At 42.1% G+C, this 19,286-nt stretch carries 16 protein-coding genes and 1 tRNA gene; 7 read left to right on the top strand and 10 right to left on the bottom strand.

The annotated features are described in order from the left end of the window. A complete protein-coding gene (locus tag A0125_RS00565) occupies nucleotides 1–1,899 on the bottom strand; it encodes a TonB-dependent receptor plug domain-containing protein (protein ID WP_066750493.1) in 1,899 nt (632 codons plus the stop codon). A 113-nt stretch (nucleotides 1,900–2,012) separates the two neighbouring features. On the opposite strand from A0125_RS00565, the gene A0125_RS00560 reads away from it, so the two are divergent. The 5 genes from A0125_RS00560 to A0125_RS00550 all read left to right on the top strand — a co-directional run bounded on the left by A0125_RS00560 (nucleotide 2,013) and on the right by A0125_RS00550 (nucleotide 6,178). After that, nucleotides 2,013–3,467, top strand: a complete 1,455-nt coding sequence (locus A0125_RS00560; RefSeq protein WP_231863062.1) for an aminotransferase-like domain-containing protein — start codon at nucleotides 2,013–2,015, stop codon at nucleotides 3,465–3,467. 117 nt (nucleotides 3,468–3,584) lie between these two features. Next, a complete protein-coding gene (locus A0125_RS16290) occupies nucleotides 3,585–4,199 on the top strand; it encodes an MFS transporter (protein ID WP_262507256.1) in 615 nt (204 codons plus the stop codon). Nucleotides 4,200–4,204: 5 nt separating this feature from the next. Further along, nucleotides 4,205–4,753 carry an MFS transporter gene (locus A0125_RS16285; RefSeq protein ID WP_262507255.1) on the top strand — a complete coding sequence of 183 codons (549 nt, stop codon included), beginning with the start codon at nucleotides 4,205–4,207 and terminating at the stop codon, nucleotides 4,751–4,753. Between the two features lie 47 nt (nucleotides 4,754–4,800). Beyond that, a complete protein-coding gene (locus A0125_RS15700; protein WP_197464710.1) occupies nucleotides 4,801–4,947 on the top strand; it encodes a hypothetical protein in 147 nt (48 codons plus the stop codon). 49 nt (nucleotides 4,948–4,996) lie between these two features. Beyond that, entirely contained in the window at nucleotides 4,997–6,178 is a 1,182-nt protein-coding gene (locus A0125_RS00550; protein ID WP_066750490.1) for a cysteine desulfurase family protein, read from the top strand. 36 nt (nucleotides 6,179–6,214) lie between these two features. Here A0125_RS00550 and A0125_RS00545 read toward each other — a convergent pair whose 3' ends face one another. From A0125_RS00545 to A0125_RS00515, 7 genes are all read right to left on the bottom strand, one after another. Next, nucleotides 6,215–7,180, bottom strand: coding sequence for an MBL fold metallo-hydrolase (locus tag A0125_RS00545; RefSeq protein ID WP_317038789.1), 966 nt, complete (start codon nucleotides 7,178–7,180; stop codon nucleotides 6,215–6,217). Continuing rightward, nucleotides 7,167–7,760, bottom strand: coding sequence for a dephospho-CoA kinase (coaE, locus tag A0125_RS00540; RefSeq protein ID WP_066750489.1), 594 nt, complete (start codon nucleotides 7,758–7,760; stop codon nucleotides 7,167–7,169). Before coaE ends, A0125_RS00545 begins: the two co-directional genes overlap by 14 nt. A 2-nt stretch (nucleotides 7,761–7,762) precedes the next feature. Continuing rightward, nucleotides 7,763–8,710 carry a CdaR family protein gene (locus A0125_RS00535; RefSeq protein WP_066750487.1) on the bottom strand — a complete coding sequence of 316 codons (948 nt, stop codon included), beginning with the start codon at nucleotides 8,708–8,710 and terminating at the stop codon, nucleotides 7,763–7,765. A 105-nt stretch (nucleotides 8,711–8,815) separates the two neighbouring features. Further along, complete coding sequence (yajC, locus tag A0125_RS00530; protein WP_066750485.1) at nucleotides 8,816–9,142, bottom strand: preprotein translocase subunit YajC; 327 nt, start codon at nucleotides 9,140–9,142, stop codon at nucleotides 8,816–8,818. A gap of 42 nt (nucleotides 9,143–9,184) precedes the next feature. Then, nucleotides 9,185–9,628, bottom strand: coding sequence for a DUF1573 domain-containing protein (locus A0125_RS00525; RefSeq protein WP_066750482.1), 444 nt, complete (start codon nucleotides 9,626–9,628; stop codon nucleotides 9,185–9,187). A 21-nt stretch (nucleotides 9,629–9,649) separates the two neighbouring features. Beyond that, on the bottom strand, nucleotides 9,650–10,600 hold the full coding sequence (gene nusB / locus A0125_RS00520; protein WP_066750479.1) for a transcription antitermination factor NusB: 951 nt from the start codon (nucleotides 10,598–10,600) through the stop codon (nucleotides 9,650–9,652). A gap of 72 nt (nucleotides 10,601–10,672) precedes the next feature. Beyond that, nucleotides 10,673–11,746, bottom strand: a complete 1,074-nt coding sequence (locus tag A0125_RS00515; protein ID WP_066750476.1) for a Glu/Leu/Phe/Val family dehydrogenase — start codon at nucleotides 11,744–11,746, stop codon at nucleotides 10,673–10,675. 152 nt (nucleotides 11,747–11,898) lie between these two features. Here A0125_RS00515 and A0125_RS00510 point away from each other — a divergent pair, with 152 nt between their 5' ends. Together A0125_RS00510 and A0125_RS00505 are read left to right on the top strand one after the other, a co-directional pair. Then, complete coding sequence (locus A0125_RS00510; RefSeq protein WP_066750470.1) at nucleotides 11,899–13,677, top strand: ABC transporter ATP-binding protein; 1,779 nt, start codon at nucleotides 11,899–11,901, stop codon at nucleotides 13,675–13,677. Between the two features lie 73 nt (nucleotides 13,678–13,750). Beyond that, nucleotides 13,751–13,824 (top strand) — tRNA-Ala (locus A0125_RS00505). 545 nt (nucleotides 13,825–14,369) lie between these two features. On the opposite strand, the gene trxA is transcribed toward A0125_RS00505, so the two are convergent. Beyond that, entirely contained in the window at nucleotides 14,370–14,687 is a 318-nt protein-coding gene (trxA, locus tag A0125_RS00500) for a thioredoxin (protein ID WP_066750467.1), read from the bottom strand. 97 nt (nucleotides 14,688–14,784) lie between these two features. Then, nucleotides 14,785–19,209 (bottom strand): DNA polymerase III subunit alpha, encoded by a 4,425-nt coding sequence (dnaE, locus tag A0125_RS00495; protein WP_066750463.1) that lies wholly within the window; start codon nucleotides 19,207–19,209, stop codon nucleotides 14,785–14,787. Nucleotides 19,210–19,286 lie beyond the last annotated feature (77 nt).

The following is a 19,286-nucleotide window of genomic DNA, read 5'->3' as shown; positions in this document are numbered from 1 at the left end:
TTACCTTCTGGTATATCTCAAACCGATTGTTTGCCATCGACCCGGCATCGGTACAGCTCCAGCTTCTACATACGTGACATCCCATAAGTTTTGTAAATCTGCAAATAACGTAAAGGAACCAATATGATACGCTGCGCGAAGATCCGAAATCACATAGGATGATGTCGATGCGCGTTCTATAAATCGGTTTGTAGTGGAGAAAGTCCATTCCCCCATACCTAAAGATATCGTATTATTAAGTTGGTGTTTTAGATTTTCGATGCGATATCTAGATAGTACACCATCGGTAGTCGCTTCTACTCGCGGATGCAGATAGTTATATCCAACACGTATTTTCAACTCGGCGTGCGCGCCTAAGCGTGAAATATATTCAGCAGATAAATGCAGTCCGCGCATACGATTGTTATCCACATTTGTAGCTTGGTAAGGTTCATCAATACTATTGCGCTGCCAGTCAATAAATTGAGCAACGTTCCGATAAAAATATCCCGCTTGCGCAATAAGATTACCGTCTTGAAAACGGACACTTCCCTCGGCTTGCCACGCATTCTCCGATCGCAAATTTGCATTACCAATATTTCCAGGACGCTGGTCGAGATATAGATCGGTAAAAGATGGGATACGTTGACTGGAACCAACATTGGCCGCTGCACGCCATTTCGGAAGAAAATTATAAGCTATATCGACCCCAGGAAATGCCTGCCAACCATATTGCGAATTGTAGTTTACATATGTTCCGATGTTGAGCAATACATCTTGAATATACTCGGTTCTAAACTCGGCGTAATAACCGTGATTCTGTCGTCGATGATTACCAATATTTGTACTTTCGATACGCTCCCATCGAGATTCTGCTCCTAGCCCCACATCACCAACGTTAGTGTGGTACCGCGCATTTAACTCGGCTGCCCACACATCTGTTTCGTGCTCACTACGCGCACGAGACAAATCGTTTCGGAAATAGCGATAATCATCGGTATTATTCCGATAACTTAATCGTGGACTGATACGCAAACGGTCATTGAGATCGTGCCGCGAGCCAATCGATGCAATAGCGGTACGCACGACCTCCTCCGACTCTACATCGCCTGGCGCTGCATAAAAACCATTCGCACCAAATTTATTATCAATATAACCTGCCATAACCTGCATTTCGTCTTGCGAACTCCAGCGAATTTTGTTTTCATAAAATGCTCGAAACGCTTCAGAAGCGGTGTTATAGCGCTGGCCATTACTTTTTTCGGTTGTGAGATAGAGTTGATGTTGGTGTTTGTCTTTCACCAGTTGGCCGCCTAACTGATGCCCCATTCCATAATAAATCCCTGATCGCCCAGCTTCATCTTCTACCGGCTTGAAAGACGAACCTACATAAGATTGAGCAAAAATCTCGCTTGATGAAGCTTTGCGTGTAACGATGTTTACAGACCCAGTAAGTCCATTAATCCCATAAATACGCGAGGTTGGGCCACGTACTACCTCAATTCTTTCAATTGCCTCCAAAGGTATAGGAAGATTGAGACTATGATGGCCAGTTTGCGGATCGCTCATTTTTATACCGTTCACTAGAATTAGTGTTTGCTCAAAACTGCCGCCATCAATTCCAATATCGGCCTGAGCGCCAAAAGGACCTCGCTGTCGGAGATCCACCCCATTGATATGTGTGAGGACTTCGTTGATTGTACGTACAGGCATTCTTCGAATTTCCTCGTAGGTAATGATCTCAATATGGCGGCTATTTTTATTAAAGGGCACTTGTAACCTATTTTCTTCGATGATTACTTCAGAAATCTGAGCGGTATCTCGCTCACTTACCTGTCCGAATACTACGGAGGGATGTGATAGGGCGATTATCAGTATAATCTGTATGCATTTAAACGAAGAATGGTTTAGTAGCTTCATAGTAGATAGTGTGTATTAAAATTAATGTGGCGCAAAAGTAGTATATTGCCGGACCATAATAATGTACCACTTTTTAAATAATGACTAGTCCGGTTACGAATTCCGTCCTTGGCATGTTATCGATCGACCGGACTGCTTCGAAGGATATATATTTACAAATAGTCGATCAGATCGCTAATGCGATTCAGCGAGGGATGTTGCGTGAAGGCAGCAAATTGCCGGGATCACGAAGTATGAGTGGGCAATTGTGCGTACATCGGCAAACCATTGTAGCTGCATTCCGCGAATTGGAAGCACAAGGTTGGATTCATATTTCTCCGAATCGTGGTGTATTTGTACTAAGTAATAGAAGCACTACTGTTGCAGGCACAGATACGATAACCGGTGAATTGGCCGAGATGGGCTATTCTGCTCGAGCGGGATTCAGCTTTAAAAAATCGAATATTTTGGATAATCCTTGGTCGCACGTTAATAGCGAATTTGCTCTAGACGACGGTATTCCCGATATTCGGCTTACGCAGATCAATCAGTTATCCACGTTTTACTCTGCTAATCTTAAAAGAAAAAGCAACAGGAAAAAGCTGGATCGCTACACTAACGAAGGAAGTGAGTATTTCAAAGAACAGTTAAGTAACTACTTACATCAATCCCGCGGGTTACGAATCAGCGAACAGAATATTTTGGTGACTAGAAGCACGGAAATGAGTCTGTACATCATCTCCAAAGTCATGCTTTCTCCTCAAGATGTCGTAGTAGTCGGATCGCTGAGCTACTTCGCGACCAATATGATTTTTCAGGAATCTGGTGCTCGAATGAAAACCGTCTTGGTGGATGAACATGGCTTGAACACCGATAGTATTCGCGAGTTATGTCGCCAAGAAAAAGTACGCATGGTGTATGTGACCTCTCATCATCATTATCCTACCACAGTAGCGCTGAGTGCGCAACGCAGAGTCGAGTTACTGGCCTTAGCTCAAGAATATGGGTTTGCGATTGTAGAAGATGATTATGATTATGAATTTCGCTACGATCAGCAGCCAATCTTACCTATGGCTAGCGCGGATAGCCATGGTATGGTGATTTATGTGGGCTCATTTGGTAAAACACTAGCGCCCGGCTTTCGAACAGGCTTTACGGTGGCGCCGAAAGATCTTATAATAGAAATGCGTAAATATTTGAGCATCATAGACCGGCAAGGTGACATTGCGATGGAGTTGGCTCTGGGAGAAATGATCGCCGAAGGTGAGATTGATCGATATGCGCGGAAATCCTTAAAAATTTATGAACAAAGGCGTACGCATTTGGCTAACTTACTTAAGAGCAAGCTTTCTGAGCACCTGCAATTCGAACCGCCACGTGGTGGCCTCGCTATATGGACGCTCTGGAAGCCAGGCATCAACCTATCGCAGCTAGCCTCTCGTTGTGAAAAAAATGGCCTTCATATTCCAAGAAATATGCTCTATCAGCACAAAAATATGTCGGGCATGCGGATAGGATTTGGACGAATGGATACAAACGAAATGACGATGTGCGTGGATAAAATTCAATCCGTCTTGGCACAATTATAAACCAAACAAAATCCATATTGCAATAGCAGACAAATACCTTTACATTTGCTTCCGCAATTTGGAAGATAGTTGCTCTTGTTTCTTTTTCTAAAATCATACTACAGAGGGTTCCACCACATGTTTAAAAAGAGTTTGATATCGTTAGCTTTCGGTTCATTTGCGATCGGAATGACTGAATTTACAATCATGGGCATCTTGCAAGATATTGCCGTGGATCAACATATTAGTATCCCTACTGCCGCGCATCTCATCGCAATCTATGCTTTAGGCGTCGTGGTTGGTGCACCAACTTTGGTATTATTTACCAGTAAATATCAACCAAAAAACGTACTACTATTTTTGATGCTACTTTTTGTCGTATTCAACAGCATGTTTGCCCTAATGCCAGACTACAATTCGTTAATGATAACACGATTTTTGGCCGGATTGCCGCATGGTGCATTTTTCGGCGTAGGATCAGTCGTTGCAACTCAGCTAGCGACCGAAGGCAAGGAAGCACAAGCCATCTCAATCATGTTTACAGGTATGACTTTAGCCAATCTCTTTGGTGTACCATTGGGCACATATATCGGTCATAATTATTCTTGGCGTTGGACTTATGGTATTATCAGTTTGTGCGGACTAGCGACAATGACGACTGTTTTTCTGTGGCTTCCAAAGGTTGCTAATTATCAGGCCGAAAACATGTACAAGCAAATCAAGTATTTTGCGACAAAGAAGCTTGGATCTTGATCGCGATGATATCTATCGGAACCGGCGGTCTGTTCGCATGGATGTCGTACATTTCGCCATTGATGACCAAAGTGGCAGATCTTCCCGAAGAACATGTAAGTTATATTATGGCATTAGTCGGATTGGGTATGGTGGTCGGAAATTTTTTAGGAGGACGCCTTTCTGACAGTATCGGATCAGTACGCGCGTCTATTGTCTGCTTTACGGCAATGGCAGCCTGTTTACTTCTTGTGTATTGTACAATCCATATCAGTCATTTGGCCTACTTTTTGGCTTTTCTTACCGGAATGATCTCCTTTACTATTGGCTCTCCATTGCAAGTTACACTGATAAACTCTGCACGCGGTGCTGAAACTCTGGCAGCAGCTGGCGGACAAGCTGCCTTTAACATGGGAAACACCTTAGGTGCTTACCTAGGCGGAATTCCATTGCTTTTTGGTATGGCCTACAACTCACCGCTATTAGTAGGTATCGGAATGGCAACTATTGGCGCGCTAATCGCATTTTATTATAAATTATTAAGCGGCAAAACAAAAGGGATCGCTACCGCTTAAAACATTTTTAGCGGCGCACTTGTTATCTTTGATAAAATCAAAGGCACATGAAAAAACTGTTTTTCGGTTTCCTCAATAGATTAAATAAAGCTGTACTACCAAGTTATAGCCAATTAGATCCTGCAAGATTGACCAAATTACAGCAGGCCATTGTCGCATTTCGTTATTACGTGCTTATTCAGTCAAAAGATTAGTCGCGCATTTTGGGGCGGTTTCTTCGTGTAGAAATATTACTTTTATGCGATGATATACTTGGATAATAATGCTACTACTCGTATAAATGATGATGTGTTAGCAGCAATGCTACCCTATTTCAGCGAATCGTACGGCAATGCATCCAGCATTCAACACCGATTTGGCAGAAATGCTAGCGAGGCAATCGCGCGTGCTCGTCAGCAAATATCGAAGGCACTTTGTATACAAAACGCAGATGAATTGATCTTCACAAGTGGCGCAACTGAAGCGATCAATCTTGCTATAAAAGGAGTGGTTGCTCGATACAGCGCTATCGGAAACCATATCATCACCTGCCAAACCGAACACAAAGCCGTGCTGGAAACGTGCTTGCAGATGGAAAGCAAAGGTAGTCGCCTCACCTACTTACCCGTCTTAGACAACGGACAGATCGATACAGATCAATTGGCTCGAGCAATTACTCCAGAAACAATTTTGGTATGCATCATGGCTGCAAACAATGAAACAGGTGTGGTGCATCCTATTGCTGAAATTGCCAAAATATGCCAGCAGAATGGTGTGTTATTTTTTTGCGATGCTACGCAGTATATTGGTAAACAGCACGCATTGGATCTCGCACAAATACCAATAGACATGCTTTGCCTAAGTGCCCACAAATTTCACGGACCGAAAGGTATTGGTGCTTTATACATACGGCGCCATAAAAATAAACCTACTCAGATAGAACCATTAATCGTCGGTGGAAATCAAGAAGGAGCACTTCGCGGTGGCACCTACAATGTACCTGCCATAGTTGGATTTGGGGAAGCGATTCAACGCATGGATACAGATGAATGGAAAGAAATAGCCAAACTCCGCGATCACTTTGAAAATGCAATAGTAGCAAGAATACCACATATTTTCATCAATGGAGCAAATGCTCCGCGCTTGGCCAATACGATAAACCTAAGTATAAAGCACGTACCTGCTGCTGAATTAATTGGCAGATTACCAGAAATCGTCTTTTCTACAGGTTCTGCCTGCGTAACAGGCAGTCGAGCACCATCGCATGTGCTGATCGCAATGGGCCTGTCTGAAGAGCTCGCACGATGTACGCTACGCATATCTATTAGTAAATATACGACGTTGGAAGAACTAGATATTACAGTGAATCAACTAACCGAGGCCGTCAGTAAAGTACGGGAACAATCTCCTATATGGATGCTGTTCAAACAAGGTTTGATCGATTGAAGTCATTAGCGTAGTGGGCAGCCAGCTTAAATGCCTTCAGGATATAGATAGGATATCTCGTACAGCAATCTGGTTCTCTAAATGGGTTTTCAATTTTGCACCATCACCGTGTATAGTCCATATTTCAGAAGGTTTCACCAAAGCAATATAATGCAATAGATCTGTCCAATCAACATGATCCGAAATGTATAAGGAGAGATCGTTATGTTGCTGCAACCTAGCCCAGCCCGATGCAAATACTCGGGTAACGTTGGTGGCTCGAAAGTAACTATTAAACGTCAGTGGTGGCACCAAATAAACCTTATTAGTAGCTCCCTCCTTCATATCTTTACGCCCGTACACTTTATAACGTAACGTTACAGGGCTATAATCATCGTACAACCGATGTGCCATCGTCATACGATGATGCAGTAATACGGTTTTATCTGGACAATAAGTATTCAGCAGATAGGTGATGCGTTGCGCTTTTCCAAGCGTATAGCAGCCTAACAAAATATTGTTATTAATCGTGTTTAGTTGCTGGATTTCGGCCACAGGATCGGGATGTTTTACAGCAGGATCGGCAAAGGTCGTTTCGGTAATTAATACATCGGCCTGCACTAATTGAATGGATTCGCATGTTGGATCTTCCTGTAATTTATAATCACCCGTGTACAGATAGCGTACACCTTGATATTCCATGAGGATCTGAGCCGAACCTAAAATATGCCCTGCCGGGAGCAGGGTAATGCGTATGCCGTTAAGTTCCCAAGAAGTATCGAAAGGAACTATATGGTACGCCTCCCGCGGATATTTAGGAAACCGGTGTTGCATAAATGCAACGGTAAAAGGCGTAGCGTACGTATCTAGGTGACCGGGGCTTGCATGATCGCCGTGCGCGTGAGAGATAATCGCAGTCTTAACGGGATACAAGGCATCGATATAAAAGTCACCGTAGCGACAATAATAGGCATCTCCTTTTTTTACCAAGAAATCGGAGAGAATCGTCTTATCTTTCATCATTAATTAAACGCTCGTGTAAGGTCATCACTTGTGCGATTAGCGATTCTACGCCATCATTAGTGATAATTGCATCGGCCATAATAGTTTTTTTAGTATCAGGCCATTGCTTCTCCATTCTTGCGCGTACTTGTTCTTCTGTGACGTTATCGCGCTTCATGACGCGTTGTATACGAATTGTTTCATTTGCTGTGACCATAATGGTAAAATCCAGCTTTTTATAAGAACCACTCTCAAATAACAATGCAGCTTCTTTTAATGAGTAAGGACCAGTCTGTGCCTGTGCCCAAAGCTCACCAGCACGAATCACCGCAGGGTGGACAATACTATTGAGCAAGTTTAACTGTTCTTCATCATTAAATACTCGATCTGACAAATATGCACGATCTAATTCGCCCGATGTCTTATAAACTTGGTCACCGAAAGCTGCCTTAAGTGAACCTATAACCGACGCATCCGTCACCATGATATTTTTAGCCTCTTTATCAGCATCATATACAGGAATTCCCAACACCTGGAAAAGCTTACAAACGATGCTTTTGCCAGCGCCAATCCCACCAGTAATCCCTACTCTGATTCCCATAATTATAAACGTACAAAAAAGTCAATGTTTTGTGGCTCGATTCGTAATACCTGGCAATAAGGCGGTATTTTGGTTATTTGTATAGGCAAACTCGTAGCACGTCCACGCGTCCAATCCTCTACATCGGCTACCGCTTCAAAATCTCGGGTAGTCCATTTGCCATAATCTAAAAGTGAAACTAATAACGTGACCTTAACTTTACCTGGCATAGTACGTACCGAAGTATACGATTCGGCGTTTTGAATCCGTATCGGTAATTCAACTATTTTTTCTGTCATCTCACCTATAGGAATGAACACTTCTGCAAATGTAGGATAGATGGCAATATTTGTCTTGTTTTTGCGATTAAGGTAGCTAACCGTTCTTACGTCACTATCTAATAGTTCACCTTTGATACTGTCTGTCTCGATGTAGGCAATTTCGTCTACATCTTCGGCTGGGCCAGTAATTGTTACAAAGCTTGGGTTAGTACGTATTTCTCCAACAATACCATATTGCTTGCGGTACGTAATACCATAAACAGGCTTAACGGGTACACGTTTTTGTATTTGTTTCGAAAAATCGAAAAACAACGTGTCTGGTAAGACGGAGACGGCTTGTTTGTTAAGGGGAAATTGCTTGTTGACAAAACCGATTTGGTTGCTAAAGGCAATAAAGTTTCTGGTTTTTAGTCCGCCAAGGTCTACCTCAAGGCGAGCGGTATCAGGTTTAAAAGTTTTGACCAATATATCCCATCCGCTCATACGCAAGCGAACTTGTACCATCTCCGATTGTAGCGGGTGAAACGCCCTTTCTTCGGGAAGATTCACATAGCTAATTCGCGCCATTTGTAGAAAATCGTAGCTACTTGAAATGGCAAATAAAGACCACGCGACAAAGGATACAGCCAGACAACGTAGAAAAACATTGATCTTTCGTTTCTGAATTTTGGAAAATCGACGTGTTGGCATAACTACGAATTTAGCATAAACCCATTAAAATTCCACCACTTTTAAAAACAAGAAAGCCATTCTCTGTAAAGTAGAATGGCTTTCCAATGATTATCAGCAAAACACTTACGCGTCTTTCTTTTCAACTTTTTCTACGTTAAGCGCTTTAGACGCATCCAAAGATACGGCAGATTTATCAAAACGTATTTTTACGCCTGAGCCGACATCTACCAAGAAAGAGGTTTCACCAACTTCTACGATGCGACCGTGAATACCGGCAGTAGTTACGATTTTAGCATTTACACCTAATTCTTGAATATATTTTTTGTGATCTTTTTGTTTCTTCATTTGTGGTCTGATCATGAAAAAATAGAAAACCACGAAAATCAAAATCATCGGAAGGAACATACCTAGTCCACCTCCTTGAGCTTGTAATAAAATTGTTGATAGCATTATATTAAGTATTAGATTTATTTTAGATAGTAACGAAGTCGCTTAACTTACTTCGCCTTTGAGTTGAATCGTTTGAATATTATTTTTAGCATTAGAAACGACGGTGATGATCTTCTGCTGTTTTCCGGATTGTCCGTGGCTATCAAAACGCACTTTTACTTCACCATCTTTGTTTGGCGCTACTGGTGTAGCGGTATATTCTGGTGTAGTACAACCACATGATGTAGATACGCGTGATACAATGACGGGCTCTGTACCTGTATTTGTAAACTTAAATGTATGCTCAACAACTTCACCATCAGTGATTTGACCGAAATCATACACTTCATCAACAAATGAAATCTCGCCATTGCCCGTTGTAGCCTTAGCTACCTCAGCAACAGCTGTTGAATCCGAATTTTGCTCATCGGATGTATTACCTGCATTATTACAGGCAAATAGCAGCAGTAATGTTAAACCTGCAGCTATGTTTTTTAGATGCTTCATAGCCTTATTTGTTCTGATATGTTAATCTTGTAATCCTCGGCCTTCTTTGCGAATTCTTCCTTTTTGCTTCAAGTCCGACAAAATTTTATCTAAGATACCATTTATAAAGGTACTACTTTTCGCCGTACTGTAATCTTTTGATATCTCGATGTATTCGTTCATCGTAACCTTCACCGGGATCGTCGGAAAATGCAATAACTCTGTAATGGCCATTTGCATTAGCAAGCTATCCATCAATGCGATACGGTCAGATTCCCAGTTTTTAGTTTTATCGCCCACTAGTACAGCATATTCTTGTTGATAGCGTATTGATTTTGATAACAGATCTTGTACGTAATCTTGATCTTCAGCCCAATTTGGTGTGAGATCTGCTAACTTATTTTTCGCCGGATCGTCATTAGAGAAATTCTTGAAAGTTTTAGCTATCATCGCTTGCAATACTTCCTTATCAACCGACCAATCAATAAAACGTGCCTCAAGCGCTTGTTCTATGTTAGGTGTTTTAAGGATGATTTTCTTGAATATAAATTTTATGATATCCTTCTCTTTTGCAATAGAACGATCTTCTTCTTGCAAGTAAGCGGTATACGTATCAGAGGCGGTGAGCTGTGCATATACAGAACGTACGATCTCTGGATCGAAGCTCCAGTCAACTTTGTATTTTTTCACCTTCTCGACGTACTCTCTGTTTTGACGTAAGCTGTCGATAAAAGCATTATTATTCAACTTCGTCGAAGACAAAAACTTGTCTTGATCAGATGGCAACCATTTTTTTCCACGCCCTTCCGAGTCAATTACCACGTATTCAGCCACTTCATCCAACAGATTTAAGGTCCATATGTACATATGATCTACCTCTTCTATGCTTCTGAATAAAGCTTTTTCAAAATCTTTGATACTTTTATCCTCAGTAAGGGAATACGCATAAAGCGCCTGCATAACTTTTACGCGGAGATGTCTTCTGTTTAACATTTTTAAAGAACGAGTGTGTATATAAGAACGAACAATTATGATATTTAAATAAGAAATAAGCCTTCAGTACGCTTATTTCAATTTTCGAAGGTCAAAGATACGTTTTTCTGCCAATTGTTTGGCAGCTTCGTAAGTAGACACATGATCCTCATTGGCCTTTTGGATAACATGACGTGTGGCAGTATAGATATGACGGATAAGATATTCAGTGCGCTCAGCACCGTATCCTTCCAGTTCAGAATAGCAACTAATCAATGCTCCTGAATTGATCAAAAAGTCTGGTGCGTACAGTATATTGTGATCTTTCAATAATTGAATAGTTCGCTCCTCTTCTTTCAGCTGATTGTTGGCAGAGCCAGCAATTACTTTGCAACGCATACGCGGTACCGATTCAGGATTTACCGTTCCGCCTAATGCACAAGGTGCATAAACGTCGATATCATGCTCAAAGCTAGTCGCATATGTCAATGGTTCGGCTTTATATTTGGCGGCGATCTTCATCTTGCGTTCTTCGGTCATATCAGTCACATACACGCGTGCATTTTCTCCACGCAGGAGCGCTACCAAATGCTCGCCAACGCTTCCAACGCCTTCTACCGCAATCTTACGTCCGGCTAGGTTATCATCTCCATACAATTCTTTAATGGCCGCTTTGATTCCATAAAAAACACCTTTGGCAGCAAATACGGTTGTATCGCCAGCACCATTTAATGAAGCCGGCAAACCAGCCACATAATCTGTCTCGGCATGAATATGTTCTAAGTCGATTTGCGAAGTGCCCACATCTGTACTGGCGATAAAATTACCATTTAATCCTTCTACAAAACGTCCAAAACGGCGCATCAATAGTTCTGTTTTCTCGGTGCGGTGATTTCCAAGAATAATAGCACTACCGCCTCCCAGGTTTAGTCCAGCCAGTGAAGCTTTGTAGGTAATTGCTTTTGATAAACGCAATGCATCTTCGATAGCATCATCAAAAGACTCGTAAGGCAACATCCGCACGCCGCCAATCGCTGGCCCCAAAGTGGTATCGTGAATCGCTACGATAGCCTGCAATCCTACATCAGGATCTTGACAGAAAAATAAATTTTGGTGATCTGATGCTTTCATCAAATCAAACAAAGATTGGCCTTGTTGCTGACTCATGGTATTTATCTATTGAATTGTGCTCCGCAAAATTAGAAATAATATTTCATGTGTAGAATTTAATTATATCAAATGCAAAACTGTCGTAAACTCATTATATGCTCAGAAAAATTAGAAATCAGATCGGAGATATTTGCGTACTTTTGTAGCACATGAAAGAGCTTTCCTACCTCAATAAATATTTCTACAAATACCGCTGGCATGTCATCCCAGGTATACTCTTTGTCATCATATCTAACTATTTCGGTATTTTACCTGCGCAAGTGATCCGCGAAGCATTTGATTTGGTGCAAGAAAACATCGATATGTATCGATTGTACGATGGCTTTGAACGTCAGAACATAATTTATACCGTATTTGGCACCAGTTTATTATTCTTCGGTGCGGTGGTTCTGATCTTATCTTTGATTAGGGGAATATTTTTATTTTTAATGCGCCAAACCTTGATTTTGACATCTAGAAGGATCGAGTACGACATCAAAAATGAAATCTACGAACATTATCAGGCATTGGATTTCAGTTTTTATCGGCGCAATAAAACTGGAGATTTGATGAGCCGCGTCACGGAAGACGTTAATCAGGTTCGTAATTATCTTGGCCCTGCGGTAATGTATGCGATTAATACAGTGGTCTTGTCAATCATGATTATCTACGCGATGTATAGTGTAAATGCTACGCTGGCTACCTATTCTTTATTACCCATTCCAATTTTAGCTGCTGTTATTTTGGTTGTCAACAAAATGATTAATCAGCGCAGTACGCTAATCCAATCGAAGCTATCTAAGCTATCTTCATTTGTGCAGGAAACTTTCTCAGGTATTCGAGTAGTCAAAACATATACGAAAGAACAACAAAAGTTGGGAATGTTCGTCATTGAAAGCAATGAATATAAGGATCGCATGCTCGACCTGGTTCGTGTACAGGCTTATTTTTTTCCTTTAATAATTCTTTTGATCGGAATGAGCACCATCATTACCGTATATGTGGGTGGCTTGGAGTTGAGCAAAGGTACAATCACCGCCGGTAATATCGCAGAATTCATCATTTATGTCAATCAGCTTACATTCCCTGCAATGTCCTTGGCTTGGGTAACCTCACTGATCCAGCGAGCTGCGGCTTCGCAAAAGCGAATAAATGAATTTCTACAAACGCCGTCTGACATTCCAAATGGAAGTGCAAGCGAAGAATTGAAAGGAAGGATACGTATAGAAAATGTATCGTATACATATGAAAGTACAGGTATTCAGGCATTAAAAAATATTGATTTAGATATTGCACCGGGAACGACCGTTGCATTGATCGGTCGTACAGGATCTGGTAAAACGACACTAGCCAATATGCTATTAAGGATGTACGACACGGATCAAGGACGCATTCTGTATGACGAGCACGATATAAGAGATCTGCAAACCGCCAATTTGCGAAGCCAAATCGGTTTCGTACCGCAGCAGGTATTTCTTTTTTCGGATACGATAGCTCGAAACATTGCTTTTGGCCTTGATGTGCAGGACGACGAGAAGATACAACAAGCCGCTAAAGACGCTGCCGTTTATGATAATATCATACGATTCGAAGAAGGCTTTGAAACTTATATAGGCGAGCGTGGAGTGACATTATCTGGCGGGCAAAAGCAACGATTATCTATCGCTCGCGCGTTGGTAAAAGATCCGCAAATTCTCATCTTTGATGATTGCCTATCTGCTGTGGATACGAAGACGGAAGAAGAGATCTTGCACAACTTATCACGTATCATGAAAGGTAAAACGAGCATTTTTATCGCGCATCGTATCTCGACGATCAAAAATGCCGATCTAATTGTGGTAATGGACAAGGGTGAAATTGTAGAACGTGGTACGCACGAATCGCTACTTCAACAGCAAGGCGAGTATGCCAACTTGTATGAAATGCAGTTGTTGGAAAGTGCTGAATAACGGTTGATTTTTGTATCGAATTTGTTTTGTTATTATACCTTTAATAGTATATTTGCATGCAAATAAAACCTATGGGGGTTTAGCTCAGCTGGCTAGAGCGTTTGGCTGGCAGCCAAAAGGTCATCGGTTCGACTCCGATAATCTCCACTACAGAAAAGCGACGAATTTTCGTCGCTTTTCTGTTTTTAAGTAGCTTGCTTACATTGCCGCGAACTATCTCTCACTCATCCTAAGAACCTAAGGAGTGCTACGTGATAAAGCTGTTTGCCCATTCTTTTCGCTTAATACCTCACACGCGCTGTTGCCCGTTTACATAATTAATAGGATAAAATATCTCCTTAGCTCGATTGGACGTTAAAAAGTGCCGAATGCTCAACAGAATTCACAGCGGCTCAAGTGGGAATCAAAAAATTGCGGAATCTATAATGTTATTTCCGATTACATAGTTGCTGATTTGCACCGCGTAATGTATATTTGTCTTATTATTTATATTTAATCTAAATAAATATAAATCCTACAAGTACATTATCTCTTCTCAATAAATGTCGTAGTCTCCCAAGCTACGGCATTTTTGTTTATTACGGTCGGTACTTTCATCTTTGAAGTAGATAAAATATAAAAGGCGAAGCCCGATTGGCTTCGCCTTTTATAGATGCAGATTAAGATCTGCGAAGGAAAATCTCTTTTGAAGCTTACAATTGCTTATCTAATTTTTCAGTTAATACCGATTTAGGTACTGCACCTACTTGTTTGTCGACGATTTCTCCATTCTTGAAAAATAACAAAGCAGGGATGTTGCGAATACCGTAACGAACGGAGATATCTGGATTGTTATCTACGTTAACTTTACCAATAACAGCTCTGCCATCATAATCTTTCGCGATCTCGTCTACAACGGGACCAACCATGCGGCAAGGGCCACACCATTCTGCCCAGAAATCTATTAAAACTGGTTTATCTGATTTCAAAACCACTTCGTCGAAGTTGCTATCTGTAATTTCTAATGCCATAATATTATTCCTATTAATTTATCTCTGATAACAAATATAGCTATTCATTTGTTAGTGCCGTGTCCAAAAAATGTAATTAATAACTTCTTACTTAGGATCAGTTCAATTTATATTTGACATATTCGAGTTCTTCGAGACGTTCTAAAAACTCGTTGGTAAGGTTAATCTTGATCTTTTTTGCAGGCATTTCAACCGCTAACTCATCCTGCATATCTAGGATTTTGAATTTGAGCTGACAGTTTGCTTGCTGGTCTTCAACTACGGTAAGATCAATCAAATCTTCTAAATGCTGTACAAATTCGTCGTTCAATGATTGTAAAGGCACTTGTATGGTGAATGATTTAGCCATCTTATCGCGCAAGTCCGAAAGTAATTGAATGCTTCGTAGTTCAAAGCCCCAGTTACCGACCTGCTTGAAGCGCTCTTGTACAATACCACGTACCTGAATGAAATAGCCTTCTTGCAAATAACCTTTAAACTTGACATAGTCTTCACCAAAGGCCATAATCTCAAAAGAATCCGAATAGTCTTCGATTACAAAAGAGCCGAAAGGTTTCCCATTCTTCTGTGATACCCGGTGCGACGCTGCCGCTACGATACCTCCAATTACTATTTCCCGGTTCTTTATTTTAGCAAATTGCTGGGTTATTTCTTCATCTACTTCCGATGCTTTTGCTTGATTGATAAGCTGAAGATCAGACACCTTATTCGCACAAAAGTGATTCATTTCAAACTTATAACTATCTAGCGGGTGATTGGTAAGATAAATACCGATTACATCTTTTTCGTATTTCAGTTTTTCTACCAAGCCCCAAGGTGCACAGGGTGTCAACACGGGCTCCGGTAGCTCCGCAGCGCCACCGCCGCCAAACAAGCTGGCTTGTGCAGAACTTTCATTTTCTTTGAAACGCTGTCCGAATCGAATCGCCTTCTCCAAACCAGTAGTCTGATCGCCATCTTTGTTAAAGTACTGTGCGCGATGTGTATCGGTAAAGCTATCAAAGCCTCCGGCGTACGTGAGGCTTTCAAAGGCTTTCTTATTTGCGGCGCGCAAATCAATACGCTTGGCCATATCAAATATGGATTTGTACAAGCCTTTGTCACGATTTTGTACAATGGTATCGACGGCACCGGCTCCTACACCTTTCACGGCTCCCATTCCAAAACGGATCGCACCTTCGTCGTTTACTGTAAATTTATAATGCGATTCATTGACATCTGGCCCTAGTACCACTAAGCCCATACGTCGACATTCTTCCATAAAAAATGTGACCTGCTTGATATCGTTCATATTATTGGAAAGTACTGCAGCCATGTATTCGGCCGGATAGTGCGCTTTCAAATAAGCGGTTTGGTATGCGATCCAAGCATAACAGGTGGAGTGCGATTTGTTGAATGCATAACTAGCAAAGGCTTCCCAATCGGTCCAGATTTTTTCGAGCGTTTTGGGATTATGTCCTTTTGCTGCCGCTTGATCCACAAACTTTGGCTTCATCTTATCCAATACAGCTTTCTGCTTCTTACCCATCGCTTTACGTAGTACGTCAGCATCACCTTTTGAAAATCCAGCCAGCTTTTGCGACAGCAACATCACCTGCTCTTGGTATACGGTGATGCCATAGGTTTCTTGCAGATATTCCTCGCAGGCATCCAAGTCGTACGTGATCGGCTCGATACCGTGTTTACGTTTTACGAAGGAAGGAATGTATTCCATCGGACCGGGGCGGTACAAGGCATTCATCGCAATCAAATCGGCAAAAACCGTCGGCTTCAGTTCTTTCATGTATTTCTGCATGCCAGGCGACTCGTACTGGAATACACCGACTGTTTCTCCACGCTGAAACAATTCGTACGTCAGCCGATCGTCGATCGGGAACAAATCAGGATCGAGCTCTACATGGTGGCGTAGGCGTACGTTTACTACTGTATCTTTGATCAGCGTCAGTGTCTTCAGCCCCAAAAAGTCCATCTTCAATAATCCAGCACTTTCGACCACCGAGTTATCGAATTGCGTAACGTACAGATCCGAATCTTTGGCAACGGACACCGGTACGAAATTGGTAATATCATCTGGCGTAATGATGACACCACAGGCGTGAATACCGGTATTGCGCATGGATCCTTCTAGTACGCGCGCTTGCTTAATAGTTTCTGCTTCCAATCCAGCGCCATCAGCAATATCTTTCAATCGCTTCACGGCCTCCAACTCGTCGCCACGCAGGGCATCTTTTAACGCTTTCTCTTCTAACTGGAAGATTTTACTAAGTTTTAAATTGGGGATCAGTTTGGCAATTTCGTTGGCGTCGGATAGCGGCAAGTCCAATACACGAGCGGTATCTTTGATAGATGATTTGGCCGCCATGGTACCGTAGGTAATGATCTGCGCGACTTGCGACGCGCCATATTTATCGATCACGTATTGCATGACGCGGCTTCGACCTTCGTCATCAAAGTCAATATCGATATCGGGCATGGAAACACGATCTGGATTCAGAAAACGCTCGAACAGTAGATCGTACGCAATCGGATCAATATTGGTAATGCCTAGACAATAGGCTACAGCGGATCCGGCAGCGGATCCCCTTCCCGGCCCTACCGACACGCCCATTTTTCGTGCCTCTGCAATAAAATCTTGTACAATCAAGAAATAACCTGGATAACCCGTGTTTTCGATGGTTGCCAGTTCAAAATCTAATCGTTCTCGAATTTCTGGCGTCAGCTCAGGATATCTTTTCTCCGCTCCTACATACGTGAGGTGACGTAAAAATGCATTTTCCCCACGCTTACCTCCATCTACAAGATCCTCTTCAGATTGGAATTGTTCGGGAATGATAAATTTGGGAAGTAATACATCGCGATGCAGCGAATATGCCTCAACTTTATCGATCACTTCCTGAATATTCAGAATCGCCTGCGGCAGATCGGCAAATGCTTTTTTCATCTCCGCATCGGATTTGAAGTAATATTCCTGATTAGGAAAACCAAATCGGTAGCCGCGTCCTCGACCTTTGGGCGTAGATAGCTTTTCGCCGTCTTTCACACAGAGTAGAATATCGTGCGCGTGCGCGTCGGCTTTACTGACGTAATAGGTATTATTGGTGGCTATTAGCTTGACGTCGTGCTTCTCGGAAAATTGGATCAACGTTTCGTTGACACGCGACTCATCTTCCTGCCCGTGGCGCATGATTTCTAGATACAAATCTGCTCCAAACTGCTCCTTCCACCAGAGCAACGCTTCTTCTGCTTGGCTTTCACCGATGTTGAGTACTTTTGATGGAATCTCGCCATATAGGTTGCCAGAGAGCACGATTAGATGTTCTTTGTATTTTTCAACGGTAGTTTTATCTATACGAGGTACATAATAGAATCCTTCGGTATAGGCCACCGACGACATTTTGGCAAGATTGTGATAACCTTGTTTATTTTTAGCTAAAAAGACGACCTGATATCCATTGTCTTTACGTGTCTTATCTGTACGATCCTCGCAGACGTAAAATTCGCAACCTACAATTGGTTTTATCGTTTGTCCATCGTAGTGTTCGCCGCTTTCCTCGGCCTCTTTTCGCTTACCCTCGACAGATTTGTTATGATCGAAGATCTTGCTTACAAATTTAAAGGCACCCATCATGTTGCCATGATCGGTAAGTGCGACTGCCTGATGTCCTTGTTTGATCGCGGCGTCTACTAAACCATCCACCGAAATAGTAGATTGCAGTACAGAGAATTGTGAATGATTGTGCAGGTGTGCAAAGGGCGCATGCTCGAGATCGGCCAACAAACTTTTGTCGACAACGACCCTACTGGCATCGTCCGACTGCTCAGCGCGCAGCGCTTGCGATGCTGCTTTGAGGTTCACATGTTGCAGACCTACAGTTGGAATGGTCTGCGGATTGTGCGTTTTAAAATCTACAAAGTAGCCTGTATCGGTTTGCAGATCTTCGGCCGTAAATACTTCCTGACGTACCAGCTCAAAAAAGCAACGCGTCGTGGCTTCCACATCGGCGGTAGCATTGTGCGCTTCTGCGAATGGTACACCAAAGAGATATTGGTGTAATTCCGTTAAGTTCGGCAACTTAAATCGACCGCCTCGTCCTCCCGGAATTTTGAGCAAATTGGCTGTAACCTCGGTACAGGTATCCAATAAGGGCATCGTTGCCATAGCTGAATCGATTCCGAATCGATAAAACTCGCAGCCCATGATATTGATGTCAAAACCAACATTCTGACCGACCACAAATTTGGCTTTGCCTAGCGCCTCATTAAACTTATGCAACGCATCGAGAATGGAAATACCTTCCTCTGCCGCTAATTCGGTAGATATTCCGTGTATCTTCTCGGCATCGTAAGGAATATTGAAGCCATCCGGACGAATCAAAAAATCCTGATGCTCGATCAGATTCCCCATTTCATCATGCAGTTGCCAAGCAATCTGGATACACCTCGGCCAATTATCTGTATCGGTAATCGGCGCATCCCAACGTTTTGGTAAGCCAGTGGTTTCGGTATCGAATATAATATACATGGACTATAAACCTGATTTATTTATAACGACAAAAGCAGCACATGATATATGCTGCTCTTTATTTTTTTATATAGATT

Origin of the sequence: Sphingobacterium populi (assembly GCF_001586775.1) — a bacterium.
GTDB classification, from domain to species: Bacteria; Bacteroidota; Bacteroidia; order Sphingobacteriales; family Sphingobacteriaceae; genus Sphingobacterium; species Sphingobacterium populi.
The sequence above is the reverse complement of the archived record's forward strand: the minus strand, read 5'-3'. Positions and strand labels throughout refer to the sequence as shown.

What these genes read in the sequence shown, in the direction of transcription:
- A0125_RS00560 (WP_231863062.1), top strand. Translation starts at nt 2,013, where the DNA reads ATGTTATCGATCGACCGGACTGCTTCGAAGGATATATATTTACAAATA.
- yajC (WP_066750485.1), bottom strand. Translation starts at nt 9,142, where the DNA reads ATGCTATCAACAATTTTATTACAAGCTCAAGGAGGTGGACTAGGTATG.
- A0125_RS00545 (WP_317038789.1), bottom strand. Translation starts at nt 7,180, where the DNA reads ATGATGAAAGATAAGACGATTCTCTCCGATTTCTTGGTAAAAAAAGGA.
- A0125_RS00550 (WP_066750490.1), top strand. Translation starts at nt 4,997, where the DNA reads ATGATATACTTGGATAATAATGCTACTACTCGTATAAATGATGATGTG.
- A0125_RS00565 (WP_066750493.1), bottom strand. Translation starts at nt 1,899, where the DNA reads ATGAAGCTACTAAACCATTCTTCGTTTAAATGCATACAGATTATACTG.
- A0125_RS15700 (WP_197464710.1), top strand. Translation starts at nt 4,801, where the DNA reads ATGAAAAAACTGTTTTTCGGTTTCCTCAATAGATTAAATAAAGCTGTA.
- A0125_RS00525 (WP_066750482.1), bottom strand. Translation starts at nt 9,628, where the DNA reads ATGAAGCATCTAAAAAACATAGCTGCAGGTTTAACATTACTGCTGCTA.
- A0125_RS16290 (WP_262507256.1), top strand. Translation starts at nt 3,585, where the DNA reads ATGTTTAAAAAGAGTTTGATATCGTTAGCTTTCGGTTCATTTGCGATC.
- dnaE (WP_066750463.1), bottom strand. Translation starts at nt 19,209, where the DNA reads ATGTATATTATATTCGATACCGAAACCACTGGCTTACCAAAACGTTGG.
- trxA (WP_066750467.1), bottom strand. Translation starts at nt 14,687, where the DNA reads ATGGCATTAGAAATTACAGATAGCAACTTCGACGAAGTGGTTTTGAAA.
- coaE (WP_066750489.1), bottom strand. Translation starts at nt 7,760, where the DNA reads ATGGGAATCAGAGTAGGGATTACTGGTGGGATTGGCGCTGGCAAAAGC.
- A0125_RS00515 (WP_066750476.1), bottom strand. Translation starts at nt 11,746, where the DNA reads ATGAGTCAGCAACAAGGCCAATCTTTGTTTGATTTGATGAAAGCATCA.
- A0125_RS16285 (WP_262507255.1), top strand. Translation starts at nt 4,205, where the DNA reads ATGATATCTATCGGAACCGGCGGTCTGTTCGCATGGATGTCGTACATT.
- A0125_RS00510 (WP_066750470.1), top strand. Translation starts at nt 11,899, where the DNA reads ATGAAAGAGCTTTCCTACCTCAATAAATATTTCTACAAATACCGCTGG.
- nusB (WP_066750479.1), bottom strand. Translation starts at nt 10,600, where the DNA reads ATGTTAAACAGAAGACATCTCCGCGTAAAAGTTATGCAGGCGCTTTAT.
- A0125_RS00535 (WP_066750487.1), bottom strand. Translation starts at nt 8,710, where the DNA reads ATGCCAACACGTCGATTTTCCAAAATTCAGAAACGAAAGATCAATGTT.